The following is a 14,830-nucleotide window of genomic DNA, read 5'->3' on the forward strand; positions in this document are numbered from 1 at the left end:
AGACGGCCTTCGGTGCGAATTTCGTGTGGCGGGAAACAGAAGCGGGCGCGTTGCTGCAAAGCGAGTTGGACGGCTATTTTGCAGGCCGTCTGAAAACCTTCGCCACGCCCGTGCAGATGGTCGGCACAGCGTTTCAGCAGCAGGTATGGCGGGTGTTGCAGACCATCGGCTACGGCGAAACCCGCAGCTACAAAGAAGAATCGCAGCAGCTCGGCAACCCCCGCGCCGTCCGTGCCGTGGCCGCGGCCAACGGGCAGAACAAAATCTCCATCCTGATTCCCTGCCACCGCGTCATCGGCAGTGACGGTTTGCTCACAGGATACGCGGGCGGGGTGGAGCGCAAACGTTTTCTGCTGGAACTGGAACGCGGCAACCGGCAGGAAACATTGGGATTTTGAAAACGGCCAAGACAAAGGCCGTCTGAAAAAGCGGAAGGACAGTCAAACGATGAGCAACACAAATTATGTCTGCTTCCCTTGCCGTACCGCGGTCAGGCGCACCAAATCGTATATGCGCAAAAGCGACGAACAGGTACGTTGCCCGTCTTGCGGCGGCGGCTGTACCGAGCTGAGCTATAAAGTGCCGCTGCCGCCCAAACGCAAAGAACGGGCTTGGGCGGAACTTTGGCAGCAGGTCAGGGAGGAACAGCGTCTGCAAAACGGTTGGGATGCCGAAGTTTTGGCTTGGCGCAAACACGGATTGGAGCATGAAATCGCCGCTTTGCAGGCCAAGTTGGATGACGGGAAAAATCCGCCCCACCCGCAATACGCCCGCGAACTGCGCCGCGAATTAAAAAAACTGGAAGCCTGTTTGGCATGGTACGGATAAACCGGCTGCAAGGCACAAAGGCCGTCTGAAAAAAGATTTTTTCAGACGGCCTTTGTTGGTCAATGGTTTGGCCATTCCGTATTTTGGCTGCCGTTTTCTGCACGGGCAGGAGTTTGTCTGTACATTTCAGGACTTTTACGGGCGGGTTGATTATGGAAGAACGTCATTCCCGCGCAGGCGGGAATCCGGACGTTTGAACTTGGGTATTGGGTTAGGTAATTCTGCCGTACGGTTGTCTATCTTTATATTCGGATTTCCGCGTGTGTGAGACAGTTAAGAAATCTTTTAGATGTAAAATGAACGCTGGATTCCCGCCTGCGCAGGAACGGCGGATTGGGCTTTCAATCAATCGTTCGGTCGTGTTACTGAAGGCCGTCTGAAAAAGTTTTCAGACGGCCTTTGTTTTGGTGCGGAAAATGCGGTTTTTTACACGTCGTATTCACCCGTTACCGTGGCTTGGGCAAGGATATGCCCCTGCATGGCGTAGTGCAGGTCGTTGAAACGGAAGCCCTGCGGCAGGTTGAGTTCGGTGTCGAGTGCGTACACGGTCAGGTCGTAGCGGTGGCGGCAGTTGGGCGGTGCCATGCCGCCGTAGCACGATGCTTGGGACACGTCGAGCTGGCCGAGTACGCTGGCCCAACTGTTTGCGCCCTGTACATAGTCGGTGGCGGTGATGCTGTCGTTTTCGGCGACGGAAGTGCGTTTCAAATCGGCAATCAGCCAATGTATCCAGACAAAGCCTGCGGCGGTAACGGCATCTTTGTCGTCGAGCACCACGGCAAAGGATTTCGCGGTTTCGGGCGCGCCGCTGATTTCAAAAGGAATGGACAGCGTGGGCATACCGTTGGCACCGATTTGGCTGCCGCGTTTGCCGTATTTGTCGGCGAAAACGCCGTTTTCGATGGCGCTGCTGGTAATGTTCATCGGGTTCTCCTTCGGTTTTGGAAACGGTGCGGTTATTGTACCTGCGGCGGGAGTGGATTTGAAGGCGGCGGGTCAGGTGTGCAGAACAGGCCGTCTGAAAATCCTTGGCGGGTTTTCAGGCGGCCTTGGTGTTCGGACCGTAGCGGGATGGCAGGGTTTGGCAAAGGTGGGGACAATCCGGTAATCCGCTTTGTTTTTGGCTGTTTGGATGCTGCGCTGACGCTTGCTTCCGTCATTTCCGCGCAGGTGGGAATCCATGTTTGAAATCCGGTATCTTTATGTTGGACAAACACTTATGAATCAAATCCGGATTTTTACCCGTGCGGAAATGAAGGAAGCCGGAGAAATCCGTTTTGCCGGTTATCAACGCAATTTCCTGACACAGCCTATTTTTTCGGCGTGAGCAGCAGTACCTGCTCGTTTTTGTCCGACCAAATCATGGCGGCGGTTTCGCGCAGGCTGCTGCGGGTAATGCGGTCGGGAATGTCGGCAACGGCGGTCAGATAACGGGCATCGCCGTAGTAGCGGTGGCTGGCGGCAAGGCGTTCGAGCCAGAGTTCCGGTTTGCGGCGGCGGTTGTTTTCCTGTTCCACGAACAGCCGGCGCAGGTTGCGGGCTTCCTGATAGCCGATGGTGTCGGGCAGGTTCTGCAGCACCTTGCGGGCGGTGTTCCAGCTTTCGGATGCGGCGTCTGCGGCGGTGTTGAACGTCAGGCTGCTTTCCAGTTCTTTCTGGCCGAAATCGGGGGTGATGCTGAAGCGGACGCCGTACGTGCTTTGCAGGCGGTTGCGCAATTCGTCTTTCAGGCGGGCGTTGGCGAGGTTTTCGACAAGCGGAATCTGTTCGAGTATTTCGGGCGGCAGGGCGGCGGCATCGTGCCACGATTTGGCACGGATTTCGGCGCCTTCGGTGTCGTTGATCGCGGCGCGTTGCAGCTGGACGCCGCCCTGTTGGGGGTAGGCGGTGGGCAGTTGGCCGCTGTTGCGCGGAATCGAGGCAAGGTATTTGCCGACCTGCCGCTTGATGTCTTCCATCGGCTGGTTGCTGACGATGTAGTAATGGACGGGGGCGGCGGTCAATATCTGCCAGCGCTGTTCCAAAGCGGTGCGGCTGATGCTGCGGTAGGCATTTTCTTCAGACGGCATACTGACGGCGCGGCCGTACTGCATCTGTTCGCCCAAATGTTTCAGACGGCCGTTTTTCGAGTGCCGGCTTACGGTAAAACGGGCGGTTTCGCGGGCAACGGCCTGCTGCCAGCCGCTGAAATCGGCGGCGGTTTGGTAGCTGCGGTAGAGTTTGAGCAGCGACGGCAGGGCGGCCTGCGGGGCTTGCGCGTCGGTGATTTGGCTGTAAGCGCCGATGCGGTAGCCGTATTTGATGCGCTCCTGCCTGCGCCAGCGTTTGAACTGGTTGTCCTGTATACCGGCGGGGGCGGAACGGGCGGCGGTGTCGGCGGCGAGCAGGGTTTTCCAAGCGTCGGCCGGTTTTTCGAGAAACCCCGTGTCGCTTACGGCTTTGAAATAGACGTTGGCACCGGCCAGCGGGGTTTTCAGCACCACGGCGGTGTCGCCGTTGCCCAGTTTGAGATAGCGCAAGTCGAGTTTGGGGTCGTAGCGTTCGGACACTACTGTACCGCCTGCGGGTTCGGCAAATTCGGGGGCGGCGGCGATGGCACCGGCATCGGGTGTGACGTTATCGTCGAGTGAGGACAACGGTGGCAGTTCGATTTTTTCCCCTGCCACGCTCTGCACGAGAACCGTTTTGTCCGGAGCGTTCAGCCATTCGGCGATGCGGGCGTTGACGGCTTTGGCGCCGATGCGGTAAAGCTGGCTGCGTTCGACTGCTTTGGCGGCGTTATCCGGCAGCGGCAGGTTCTCGGACAGGCTGTCGTCGGCCAAACGCACGGTTTTGGCGAGATTGTCGGGAAAGTCGCCTTCCGGCTCGGGTTGGAGGCTGCCGTGTACGGCTTTGCGGTAAACGGCGGTTTCTTCGTCGGTAGCGGGCGTATCGAGAATTTCCTGACGCAGGTTGCGCAGGACGTCGAGCGCTTCTTTCTGGCGGCCGGGAGCGGAATCGGTGTAAAAACCGTATGCGGCGGCGGATTGGCCGAGCTGTTCGGTTCGGAACGACACGTCTTCGCCCGAGTCGTGTACGCGCAGGCCGATGATGTAGGCGGCAAAATTATCAAGCAGCCGCTGATAGGCCGCTTCGCTGTCGGAGGCCGTCTGAATTTTGCGCACACGGTACACCAATGCCGTTTTGCCGTCGGCGTTTTCGGCATCCTGAATCTGGCCGGTCCGCCAGCCCGATTGCAGTTTCGGCGTGTATTCGTCGGGATTCCGGCTGGGCAGGACGGCGGTTTTCAGACGGCCTAGCTGCGCTTCGACGGCTTCGGCGGTGTCGTCGGGGTTGAGGTTGCCCGCCAACACCAATACGGCGTTGTTGGCGGCATACCATTTGCCGTGGAACGCCGAGGCGGTGGCGGCCTGTGCATTTTCGACGGCTTCGCGCCTGCCTATGGGCGCATAGCGTCCCTGCCGTGCGCCTTCGTACATCAATTCGTGGCGGCGGCGGTCGAGGCGTGCGGCCAACCCTTGCTGTTGCCGCCATTCGGCCAGTACCACCTGTTTTTCCTTCGCCCAGTCGTTTTCGGAAAACTGCTGCGGCGACAGGATGTGGCGGTAAATCTGCAACACTTCGTTAAGCTGGCGGCTGCCTTGCGGCGGCGTCAGCAGATAGCGGGTGTAGCGGTAGGACGTGAGCGCGTTGTAATGCCGCCCCATCTGCCAGCCACTGCGGTTGAGCGTGGCCGACAGGCCGTCGGGATATTGTGCGGAACTTTGGAACAGCAGGTGTTCGGTGATGTGGGCGATGCCTTCTTCGCCTTGGTTTTCGTCTGCCGCGCCCACGCCGACGTTCAGCCGTGCGACGAGCTGGCGGCCTGCCGACGGGATTTTGAAGATGTGGTAGGTCAGGCCGTTGGCCAGTTTGCCGCTGCGGTAAGCGGTTTCCGCCGCCCAAGCGGACAGCGGAAACAGCAGCAGTAACGGTATCCATGCCAACCGCCGCACCGCTTCCGAATGCAGCAAAGCCGCCCGCCTGCATTGCGGCAGGAGGGCGGACAGGAGGCGGATGGCGGAACGGGGGATGTGCATGGTAAAGGCCGTCTGAAAACGGTGGCAAACGGCGTTATTATGACTGTTTTTATTCTAAATGGATATATTTGGATGAAATTATTTTCAGACGGCGTGATTTCACTCGGGGAAACTGTTTCATGCCGGACATTTCAGTATGGAGAAAAGCGGTATCGGCATTTTGGGGATGCCAAACTGTATGTAAACGGCAGCCGTTTTATCTGCCGTTTCAGAGGGCCGGACGCTCTCTGTTGTAGGCAGTGGATATGACTGAATGGCTGCAAATCCGTTAACGCCGCCGTGCGAAAAAATCCTGTAACAGCGCAGCGCATTCGTCGGCCAATACGCCGCCTGAAACGGCGGTGTGTTTGTTTAATGCGCTGTTTTCAAAAAGATTGATCACGCTGCCTGCCGCGCCGGTTTTCGGTTCGGCCGCACCGAAAACCACGCGGGCGACGCGCGCCTGAATCAGGGCGGATGCACACATGGTGCAGGGTTCGAGCGTGATATAGACATCGCAGCCGTCGAGACGGTAGTTGTGCAGCGCCACCCCCGCTTGGGCGAGGGCGAGGATTTCGGCGTGGTGGCTGATGTTGCGGTCGCCGATGCAGCGGTTGTGCGCGGCGGCGATGACGGTGCCGTCTTTTACAACGACTGCGCCGACGGGAATTTCGCCGGCAGCGGCGGCCCGCTCTGCCTGTGCCAACGCCAGCCGCATAAAATCCTGCATTTCAGACGGCGGTGGGAACACGGCCACGGGCGGGTGGGTTTGCAGCGCAGCTTGCAGCGCGGTTTTGTCGTCAGCCCCCAAATCCTGTGCACGGATACCGCGCAGCAGGGCTTCGAGCTGCCAAAGCGTGCTGCGCGTTACCGTGCAGCCTGCGGCCTTGAGCAGCAGAAACGTTGCCACCGCGCCGCGCGCACGCAGATCGTCAAGGCTGCGGATGCCGAGACGGTGCAGCGCGGACAGGGTTTTCGGGGCAAGGGGCGGGGTGGTCAGCATGGTTGTGTCGGGAAAACGGTGTTCGGATAAAGGTGTTCGGATAAAGGTTCGGATAAAGGTTCGGATAAAGGTTCGGATAAAGGTTCGGATAAAGGTTCGGATAAAGAAACGGGGGCGGACGGTATTGCCGCTCTGCTTGCCGTGCGGCGGCTGTTTCAAACCGATGCGCGGCACATACAGGAGCCGTCGATTTGGGCCGAGCGGCCATCAGGGTTTTGTCCGCAGGGTAAACGGTGTTTTCCGTGCGGACGGATTGTGTTCAACGGATTCCGCAGCCGTGATTCGGTGCGGGCTGAAAAAACAGGCTCTTGTTTTCGCAGCTTAAAACGGGCAGGTCGGGCGTGCGGCAAGCGGATTTTGCGGCGGCGCGTTTTGGCGCTTGAGCAATACGGTACATGCCGATACGGATTGGCCGCTGTTTTCAGACGGCCTGTTACACCGCGTCAAATCCCGAAATGCTGTTTCATCATGGTTAAGGCCGTCTGAAAATGCTGCGGGTCTGCGGTATCCAAACCTGTATCCGTCGGGATTTTGCGCAGCCAGGTAAACTGCCGTTTGGCCAGCTGGCGGGTGGCGGCCGTGCCTTTTTCTACAAGGGTTTCGAGGCCGAACGCGCCGTCGAGGTAGTCCCAAGTCTGGCGGTAGCCGACGCAGCGCATGGCGGGTGTGTCGGCAGTCAGTTCGGGGTATTGCCGCCGCAGGGCAGCCGTTTCGTCAATCAGGCCGTCTGAAAGCATCTGTTTGAACCGCAAGGCAATCCGTTCGTGAACCAGGCTGCGTTCCGGCAGCAGCGCGGCGGTGTGCACATCCAGCGGCGGGGCGTGCTGCTGCTGTTCGGAGAAATGTTTGCTTAAGGGTTTTCCCGTGATTTCAAATACTTCCAGCGCGCGTTCGATGCGCTGGCTGTCGGCGGGTTTCAGACGGCCTGCGGTGTCGGGATCGATTTGCTGCAAACGATCATAGAGGCGGGCCAGTCCGTATTCCGCTTTTTCGGCCTGCAAAGCCGCGCGCACGGCGGGGTCGGCTTCGGGCAGCGCGTTCAGCCCCGTCGTGAGCGCGTGGTAATACATCATCGTGCCGCCGACAATCAGCGGCAGCCTGCCGCGCGCGTGTATTTCGGATGCCAGCCGCACGCAGTCGCCGACAAAATCCGCCGCGCTGTACGTTTGCAGCGGCGAAACGATGTCGATAAGGTGGTGGGGAACGGCCGCCCGTTCGGCAGCCGACGGTTTGGCCGTGCCGATGTCCATGCCGCGGTACACCAGCGCGGAATCGAGGCTGATGATTTCGAGCGGCAGGTGCGCCGCGGCTTCCAAAGCCAGGGCGGTTTTGCCGGAAGCGGTGGGGCCGAGCAGGGCGAAGGCTTTGGGTGCGGTCATGGCGGGCAGGGTGGAAGTGAAAACGGGATTATAGTCAATCAGGCTCGTTTTCGATACGGGGCGGCTATGCGTTCGCTGCGGCCTTGGCGCAGGAAAAATCGGGCAGGCGGGGGAAACGGCGGATGAAGTCCGCCAAACCGTTTGCAGGGGAATAGGGGCGAAAGACCGGTTAAGAATGTGTTTTTGCCACTATCGGAAATGTGAAGGCCGTCTGAAAAACGGTTTCAGACGGCCTGTGTGTACATACCGGTGTTTAGGCGTTCAATACCATCACCGCTTCGGCTTCCACCTGCACGCCTTTGGGCAGGGATGCCACGCCGACGGCTGCGCGGGCGGGGAAGGGCTGGGGAACGAATTCGGCCATGACTTCGTTGAATACGGCGAAGTTGGCCAAATCGGTTAAGTAGGCGTTGACTTTGACGATGTCGCCGAGGCTGCCGCCTGCGGCTTCGCATACGGCCTGCAGGTTTTTGAATACCTGCACGGCTTCGGCACGGAAGTCGCCGCCGCCGACAACGGTCATGGTGGCGGGGTCGAGCGGAATCTGCCCGCTTAGGTAAACGGTATCGCCCGCGCGCACGGCTTGGCTGTATGCACCGATGGCGGCGGGAGCCTGTTCGGTATGGATGATGGTTTTGGACATGGGATTTCTCCTTGGTTTTGCGGGAAAGGGAACGGCGATTATCGTATAAACCGACGGGCTTGGGTAGGTCGGTGCCGGTGCGGTTTTCAGACGGCCTGTCTTACGGTTGTACACCTTATGAGGTTAGCCGTTGAAAGGCCGTCTGAAAATGTCCTGCACTTCAGAGAGCGATGCGGACTGATGAAAACGCCAATCGTCATTCCCGCGCAGGCGGGAATCCGGCAGCTTGATATTTTTAGAGATTTCCTGAAATTCAAATGTCTGGATTCCTGTCTGCGCGGGAATGAAGGCACAGGAGAATTTCAGGCAGTACGGGATTTTTTCTTCCCCGGTTTCGCCGCTGTTCCGTTGCCGGACGGCCATCCCCTTACAAAAAGCATTGCAGCAAATCGTTCAGAAACCGCCGCCCTTTTTCAGACGGCCTGAATACGGCGGGGTCGTTGTCGAGCAGGCCGAGTGTGCGGGCCTGTTGAAGCTGCGGTAGGATGTGCGCGACGGATATGCCCGTGCGTTCGGGCAGCCATGCGGCGGGAACGCCGTCGGTCAGGCGCAGGGCGTTCATCATGAATTCGAACGGCAAATCTTCGGCCGCAACGGTTTTGCGTTCGATGCCGTCTGAAACATTGCCCTGCATGGCGGCGAGATAGTCGTTGGGATGGCGGCGGCGCACGGTGCGTTCGATGCGGTCGGGGTAGGAAATCTTGCCGTGCGCGCCCGCGCCGATGCCGATGTAGTCGCCGAACTGCCAATAATTGAGATTGTGGCGGCAGGCATGGCCGGGGCGGGCAAAGGCCGAGGTTTCGTAGTGCGCGAAGCCTGCCTCTGCCAGCGCGCCGTGCACGGCTTCTTCGATGTCGAGCGCGGCTTCGTCTTGCGGCAGGCCGGGCGGCGGGGTGTGGCCGAACGGTGTGTTCGGCTCCATCGTGAGGTGGTAGGCGCTGATGTGGCCGGCGCCCGAAGCGATGGCGGTTTGTATGTCGTGCAAGGCCGTCTGAACGGTTTGGTTCGGCAGGGCGTACATCAGGTCGATATTCACCCGCTCGAATAGGTTCAGTGCGGTTTCAACGGCGGTTAAGGCTTCACGGTGGTTGTGGATGCGGCCCAAACTTTGCAGCGCGGCATCGTTGAAACTCTGTACGCCGATGGAAAGGCGCGTGATGCCCGCGTCTTTAAACCCTTGAAATTTCTCTTTTTCAAATGTGCCGGGGTTGGCCTCGAGCGTGATTTCGGCCTGTGGTTGCAGCTTTACCAGCGAACGCACGCCGTTAAGCAGGCGGTTTATCGAGGCCGCCTGAAACAGGCTGGGCGTGCCGCCGCCGATAAACACGGTTTCCACCGGCCGCCCCCAGATGTTGGGCAGTTCCGACTGCAAATCGGCCAGCAGCGCATCGACATAGGCCGTTTCGGGCAGGCCGCTTTTGGCAGTGTGGGAATTGAAATCGCAATACGGGCACTTGCGCACGCACCACGGAATGTGGACGTAGAGCGACAAAGGAGGCAGGGCGGCAAGATGCGCAGGGCGGGAAAACTGAACGGTTTGCATCATATTTATTATCGAAGATTGGGTAAAAACAGGGTTTCAGACGGCCTGAACGACGCGGTTTGTCAGAGGGACGGCAACGTTGCGGACAGGCCGTCTGAAAACAAATACTGCGGGCGGTTGCGGTGCCGTTTTGTATTGTTTGGGCAAAGTGTAGGTAAGGATCAGCGGAAAACCGCGGCAGTCATTGTTTTCTCGTAGGCTGGAATCCGGACAGACGGGGATAAAGAGCCGTTTTATCCGAACCGCCGTCATGCCCGCTCAGGTGCGAATCCGGACGTTTGTTTGTGGCAATACTTGAACACGGAAACCGAAAAGAGGGCATCTTTATTCCTGTCTGTGCGGGAATGCGGCCCTTGCCGTTCAATCCTTTTCCAGCCAAACAATACTGACCATCCGTCCCGTCTGCCCGTCGCGGCGGTAGGAAAAGAACGTGTCGCGTTCGAGCACGGTACAGCGGTTGCCGCCGTAGATTTGGGTAACGCCTTCGCGTTGCAGGGTTTGGCGGGCGAGGGCGTAGATGTCGGCGAGGTATTTGCCGCCGCCGATGTTCTCAAACGCGCTTTCGGCTTCGGGCATTTTGCCGCAGAACGCGTCTTTCACGTCCTGACCCACTTCAAACGCGTCCGGCCCGATGGCGGGGGCGAGGTAGGCCATGATTTCCACGGGCGGTACGTTCATGGCGCGGACGGTGTTTTCCAAAATGCCGCCCGCCAGCCCGCGCCAGCCTGCATGGGCGGCGGCAACCACCGTGCCTGCGCGGTTGCAGAACAATACGGGCAGGCAGTCGGCGGTCATCGCGGCGCAGGCGGCAAGGCCGTCTGAATCGACGGCGGCATCGGCGTCGGCCGGCGTTGCCAGCGCATCGGCGGCGCGGACGACCGTGGTGCTGTGGGTTTGGTTGAGGTAGGCAACGGGAACGGAAACCTGCGCCTGCACGGTTTCACGGTTTTTCTTTACAGCTTCGGGGTCGTCGCCGACGTGCGCGCCCACGTTCAGACCGGCGTAAACGCCTTGGCTGAAGCCGCCCCTGCGGGTGGTTATCAGGGTTTTGACATGGGCGGGCGCGGGCCAGTCGGCGGTGAAAAACGGGGTGTCGGTTGCGGGGATGCCGATGGCGGCGTTTAAGTCGAAATTCATGGAGAAATCCTTGTTTAAGTTTTCAGACGGCCTTTGCTGCGGATCAATTCGGCAGTGTTTTGCGGTATCGGTGTCGTGGCCGTCTGAAAAAGATGGAAGGTATTACCAGCCCGACGAATCCAGCGGCAGGCCGAGTTGGCGGGCGATGTTTTGTGCGGCGGTTTCAAACGGCGGGTAATCGTTTTTGCGGCTGTGGATGTAGGAAAACAGCCGGATGTGCTGGGCGGGATAGGGGCGGCGGTATTCGAGCACCAGCACATCGCCGTATTGGTCGCCATCTGCAAACAGGGCGGACGGTCTGTCCGCAAGCAGCCTGTCGCCGTTTTGCAGGGGGTATTCGGCAACGGTTTCGCCGTTTTCCGTCCACACCAGCGTGCGCGTATCCTGTTTGAACCGCCAAACCGTTTGCTGCATTTCGGCCAATGTGTGGCGGCGGTTGCGGATGCCGACAAACCAAAAAAAGCGGACGGGCAGGGCAATGGCTGCGGCGAAGGAGGCAAAACGCAGGATGCCGTTTTCGGGCAGGGCCGTTCCGAGAAAAAACAGCAACGCAAATACCGGTATGGCGGCGATTGTCCCTGCGTTTGCCAGCTTGAGCGTTTTTTCAGACGGCATCCGGCCGTCTGCTGCAGGCCACTCCATATCGCCCTGCATTCGGGCGAGCGTATCTAGGAAATTGGTCTGTTTCATTGTCGGGTTGCGGTTGCGGAGACGGCGGCCATTATAAGGCAGACAGGCCGTCTGAAAAGCAAACCGTTTGTGTCTTCTGTTAAAATACACCCCGTTTCCAACCCAAAGGCCGTCTGAAAAACCGTTCAGACGGCCTGTCATGCTGCCGAAAAACCACCATGAATTTTCCCATTCCGACACCCGCCCGAAAATCCCGCTGGCCCGACCTTACGCGCGGTTCGCTGCCGTGGGCTTTGGCGCAGAACCTGCCTGAAAACGCGCTCAAAGTCATCCTCACCCAAGACACTGAGCAGGCTTTGCGGCTTCAGACGGCCTGGCAGTTTTTCCGTCCGCAGGACAACGCCGTGTTCCTGCCCGACTGGGAAACGCTGCCTTACGAGCGTTTTTCGCCGCATCAGGATTTGGTGTCCGAGCGGCTCTCCGCCCTGTGGCAGGTGAAAAGCGGCCAGGCCGACGTGTTGGTGCTGCCCGTGGCCACGGCGATGCAGAAGCTCGCGCCGCCGGCCTTCCTGCTCGGGCGCACGTTTTGGCTGAAAACGGGGCAGACGCTCGATGCCGAAGCCTTGCGCGGCAATCTGGTCGATGCGGGTTACAGCCATGTTTCCAACGTGGTGGCGGCGGGCGAATTCGCCGTGCGCGGCGGCATTCTCGACATTTTCCCCATGGGCACGGAGCTGCCCTACCGCCTCGATTTGTTCGGCGACGAAATCGACAGCATCAAAACCTTCGACCCCGATACGCAGCGCACCATCGCGCCGGTTTCCGAAATCCGCCTGTTGCCGGCGCACGAGTTCCCCACCGACGACGACGCGCAAAAAATCTTCCGCGCCCGCTTCCGCGAGGAAATCGAGAGCGACCCCAACGCCGCCGCCGTGTACAAAGCCGTGAGCAACGGCCATTTCGGCGCGGGCGTGGAATACTACCTGCCGCTGTTTTTCGAAGACGAATGCGCCACGCTGTTCGACTATCTTGGCGGCGACGTGCTGGCCGTCTGCATCGGCGACGTGCACGCCGAAGCGCGGCGGTTCGAGGCCGACGTGAAAACCCGTTTCAAAATGGCGCAGGGCGACGCGTCCTACCCGCCTTTGCATCCACAGCATTTGTATCTCACTGCCGACCAGTTCGCAGGCCGTCTGAAACCCTACGGCCAAATCCTGCCCGACCTGAACGGCCAAACCCACCTGCTGCCCGACGTGGCCGTGAACCGCCAGTCCGACGAACCGCTGGCCGCGCTGAAACGTTTTCAGACAGGCTTTGCCGGCCGCATCCTGCTCACCGCCGAAAGCGCGGGACGGCGCGAAACCATGCTCGGTTTCTTCGCCCAGCACGGCCTGAAACCCAAAAGCGTGGACGGCTGGCAGGCGTTTTTGGACAGCGACGCGCCGCTGGCGATTACGGTAACGCCGCTGGCTTACGGTTTTCAGACAGGCACAGTAGGTCGGGCATTCATACCCGACAACGGTGGCGTATCACAAACCCCTACGCCGTCTGAAAACACGCTTTCAGACGGCCTTGACCCTCGTAGGGTGGGTGTCAACCCACCATTGAGCGAAACCGGTGAAGCGGTGGGTTTGCACCCACCCTACGAAGCCGAAAAAAAACTTTCAGGCAGCCTGAAAACCGAAAGGCCGTCTGAAAATACTTATTCGGACGGCACACCTATTTGTATCGGCGATACCGTGCGCGTGGGCAATGTATGGCACGGACGCATTGTTGCCGTGTTCGCGCAAAACCAATATGCCCCCCATTTTTCCGTCGATGAATGGCATGATTTGAAAACGGGGGTTATGGCGGAATTTGACGAAGCCGGGTTGGTGTATTACGCGGATGAAGAGCTGGCGGATGAATTGGTATTGGTTGCTCGCGCAGACAAAGCGGTGGGTTTACACCCACCCTACGAAACATCCGTAGGTCGGGCATTCATGCCCGACAATGGCGGCACATCACAAACCCCGTCGGGCATCAATGCCCGACCTACGCAGCCCCTCGCCGTCATCACCGAAACAGACCTCTACCAATACGTCGCCCGCAGCCGCACGTCCGTCCGCCGCAAGAAGCACGCGCAGGTTTCAGACGGCCTGTTGCGCGATTTGGCCGAAATCAACATCGGCGATCCCGTCGTCCACGAAGAACACGGCATCGGCCGTTATATGGGCTTGGTAACGATGGATTTGGGCGGCGAAACCGCCGAGATGATGCTGCTCGAATACGCGGGCGAGGCGCAGCTTTATGTGCCGGTGTCGCAGCTGCATCTGATCAGCCGCTACTCCGGTCAGGCACATGAGAACGTGCAACTGCACAAACTCGGCAGCGGCGCGTGGAGCAAAGCCAAGCGCAAAGCCGCCGAAAAAGCGCGCGACACCGCAGCCGAGCTGCTCAACCTCTATGCCCAACGCGCCGCGCAGGAAGGCTTTAAATTCGCCTTCAACGAACAGGATTACCAAGCCTTTGCCGACGGCTTCGGCTACGAAGAAACCGAAGACCAGGCCGCCGCCATCGGCGCGGTGTTGAAAGACCTCACCCAAGGCAAACCGATGGACAGATTAGTGTGCGGCGACGTCGGCTTCGGCAAAACCGAAGTCGCGCTGCGCGCCGCGTTTGTGGCAGTAATGGGCGGCAAACAGGTGGCCGTGCTCGCCCCCACCACCCTGCTGGTGGAGCAGCACGCGCAGAATTTTGCCGACCGCTTCGCCGATTTCCCCGTGAAAGTGGCCAGCCTGTCGCGCTTTAACAGCGGCAAAACCACCACCGCCACCCTCAAAGGCATGGCCGAGGGCACGGTGGATATTGTGATCGGCACCCACAAACTGGTGCAGGACGACATTCAATTCAAAAACTTAGGGCTGGTGATTATCGACGAAGAACACCGCTTCGGCGTGCGCCAGAAAGAGCAGCTCAAACGCCTGCGCGCCAACGTCGATATTCTCACCCTCACCGCCACGCCGATTCCGCGCACGCTCAGCATGGCGCTGGAAGGGCTGCGCGATTTCTCGCTGATTACCACCGCCCCCAGCCGCCGTTTGGCGGTGAAAACCTTCGTCAAACCCTTCAGCGAAGGCAGTGTGCGCGAAGCCGTGCTGCGCGAACTCAAGCGCGGCGGGCAGGTGTTTTTCCTGCACAACGAAGTGGAAACCATCGAAAACATGCGCGAACGGCTGGAAACGCTGCTGCCCGAAGCCCGCATCGGCGTTGCCCACGGTCAGTTGCGCGAACGCGAGCTGGAGCAGGTGATGCGCGACTTTCTGCAACAGCGCTTTAACGTGTTGCTGTGTTCCACCATCATCGAAACCGGCATCGACATCCCCAACGCCAACACCATCATCATCAACCGCGCCGACAAATTCGGCCTCGCGCAACTGCACCAATTGCGCGGGCGCGTCGGCCGCAGCCACCACCAAGCCTATGCCTACCTGCTCACCCCCGAATACATCACCAAAGACGCCGAAAAACGGCTCGATGCGATTGCGGCGGCAGACGAACTCGGCGCCGGCTTCACGCTGGCGATGCAAGATTTGGAAATCCGCGGCGCCGGCGAAATTCTCGGCGAAG

At 59.5% G+C, this 14,830-nt stretch carries 13 protein-coding genes; 3 read left to right on the forward strand and 10 right to left on the reverse strand.

Translation table 11 applies throughout. The annotated features are described in order from the left end of the window. Positions 1-398 (forward strand): methylated-DNA--[protein]-cysteine S-methyltransferase (locus tag ACEYDX_RS07970; RefSeq protein WP_373741488.1); only part of this gene is annotated, 398 nt, incomplete at its 5' end. A 49-nt stretch (positions 399-447) separates the two neighbouring features. Beyond that, entirely contained in the window at positions 448-828 is a 381-nt protein-coding gene (locus ACEYDX_RS07975) for a hypothetical protein (protein ID WP_373741489.1), read from the forward strand. 426 nt (positions 829-1,254) lie between these two features. Here the strand turns inward: ACEYDX_RS07975 and ACEYDX_RS07980 are convergent, their stop codons facing one another. The 10 genes from ACEYDX_RS07980 to ACEYDX_RS08025 all read right to left on the reverse strand — a co-directional run bounded on the left by ACEYDX_RS07980 (position 1,255) and on the right by ACEYDX_RS08025 (position 11,461). After that, positions 1,255-1,752, reverse strand: a complete 498-nt coding sequence (locus ACEYDX_RS07980) for a YbhB/YbcL family Raf kinase inhibitor-like protein (protein WP_373741490.1) — start codon at positions 1,750-1,752, stop codon at positions 1,255-1,257. A 72-nt stretch (positions 1,753-1,824) separates the two neighbouring features. Beyond that, positions 1,825-2,010, reverse strand: a complete 186-nt coding sequence (locus ACEYDX_RS07985; protein ID WP_373741491.1) for a hypothetical protein — start codon at positions 2,008-2,010, stop codon at positions 1,825-1,827. 128 nt (positions 2,011-2,138) lie between these two features. Next, entirely contained in the window at positions 2,139-4,907 is a 2,769-nt protein-coding gene (locus tag ACEYDX_RS07990; RefSeq protein ID WP_373741492.1) for an insulinase family protein, read from the reverse strand. 268 nt (positions 4,908-5,175) lie between these two features. After that, the gene (gene tadA, locus ACEYDX_RS07995) at positions 5,176-5,889 is read right to left on the reverse strand and encodes a tRNA adenosine(34) deaminase TadA (protein ID WP_373741499.1); all 714 of its coding nucleotides are present in this window, start codon (positions 5,887-5,889) and stop codon (positions 5,176-5,178) included. A 321-nt stretch (positions 5,890-6,210) separates the two neighbouring features. Further along, positions 6,211-6,336: a hypothetical protein gene (locus ACEYDX_RS08000; protein WP_373741493.1), complete on the reverse strand. Its 126-nt coding sequence runs from the start codon at positions 6,334-6,336 to the stop codon at positions 6,211-6,213. Further along, positions 6,333-7,268, reverse strand: a complete 936-nt coding sequence (miaA, locus tag ACEYDX_RS08005; protein ID WP_373741494.1) for a tRNA (adenosine(37)-N6)-dimethylallyltransferase MiaA — start codon at positions 7,266-7,268, stop codon at positions 6,333-6,335. The genes ACEYDX_RS08000 and miaA overlap by 4 nt, the downstream gene beginning before the upstream one ends. Before the next feature lie 253 nt (positions 7,269-7,521). Further along, a complete protein-coding gene (locus ACEYDX_RS08010) occupies positions 7,522-7,911 on the reverse strand; it encodes a RidA family protein (RefSeq protein WP_373741495.1) in 390 nt (129 codons plus the stop codon). 367 nt (positions 7,912-8,278) lie between these two features. After that, complete coding sequence (hemW, locus tag ACEYDX_RS08015) at positions 8,279-9,454, reverse strand: radical SAM family heme chaperone HemW (protein ID WP_373741500.1); 1,176 nt, start codon at positions 9,452-9,454, stop codon at positions 8,279-8,281. 360 nt (positions 9,455-9,814) lie between these two features. Continuing rightward, the gene (gene pgeF, locus ACEYDX_RS08020; protein ID WP_373741496.1) at positions 9,815-10,591 is read right to left on the reverse strand and encodes a peptidoglycan editing factor PgeF; all 777 of its coding nucleotides are present in this window, start codon (positions 10,589-10,591) and stop codon (positions 9,815-9,817) included. Between the two features lie 102 nt (positions 10,592-10,693). Next, positions 10,694-11,461 (reverse strand): hypothetical protein, encoded by a 768-nt coding sequence (locus tag ACEYDX_RS08025; RefSeq protein WP_373741497.1) that lies wholly within the window; start codon positions 11,459-11,461, stop codon positions 10,694-10,696. On the opposite strand from ACEYDX_RS08025, the gene ACEYDX_RS08030 reads away from it, so the two are divergent. Beyond that, positions 11,440-14,830: transcription-repair coupling factor (locus ACEYDX_RS08030; protein ID WP_373741498.1), on the forward strand; the 3,391-nt coding region annotated here is incomplete at its 3' end. The genes ACEYDX_RS08025 and ACEYDX_RS08030 overlap by 22 nt on opposite strands.

This window comes from Neisseria sp., assembly GCF_041804105.1.
Classification (GTDB): Bacteria; Pseudomonadota; Gammaproteobacteria; order Burkholderiales; family Neisseriaceae; genus Neisseria.

Coding starts and splice junctions, on each gene's coding strand:
- ACEYDX_RS07975 (WP_373741489.1), top strand. CDS start 448: ATGAGCAACACAAATTATGTCTGCTTCCCTTGCCGTACCGCGGTCAGG.
- ACEYDX_RS07980 (WP_373741490.1), bottom strand. CDS start 1,752: ATGAACATTACCAGCAGCGCCATCGAAAACGGCGTTTTCGCCGACAAA.
- ACEYDX_RS07985 (WP_373741491.1), bottom strand. CDS start 2,010: ATGGATTCCCACCTGCGCGGAAATGACGGAAGCAAGCGTCAGCGCAGC.
- ACEYDX_RS07990 (WP_373741492.1), bottom strand. CDS start 4,907: ATGCACATCCCCCGTTCCGCCATCCGCCTCCTGTCCGCCCTCCTGCCG.
- tadA (WP_373741499.1), bottom strand. CDS start 5,889: ATGCTGACCACCCCGCCCCTTGCCCCGAAAACCCTGTCCGCGCTGCAC.
- miaA (WP_373741494.1), bottom strand. CDS start 7,268: ATGACCGCACCCAAAGCCTTCGCCCTGCTCGGCCCCACCGCTTCCGGC.
- ACEYDX_RS08010 (WP_373741495.1), bottom strand. CDS start 7,911: ATGTCCAAAACCATCATCCATACCGAACAGGCTCCCGCCGCCATCGGT.
- hemW (WP_373741500.1), bottom strand. CDS start 9,454: ATGCAAACCGTTCAGTTTTCCCGCCCTGCGCATCTTGCCGCCCTGCCT.
- pgeF (WP_373741496.1), bottom strand. CDS start 10,591: ATGAATTTCGACTTAAACGCCGCCATCGGCATCCCCGCAACCGACACC.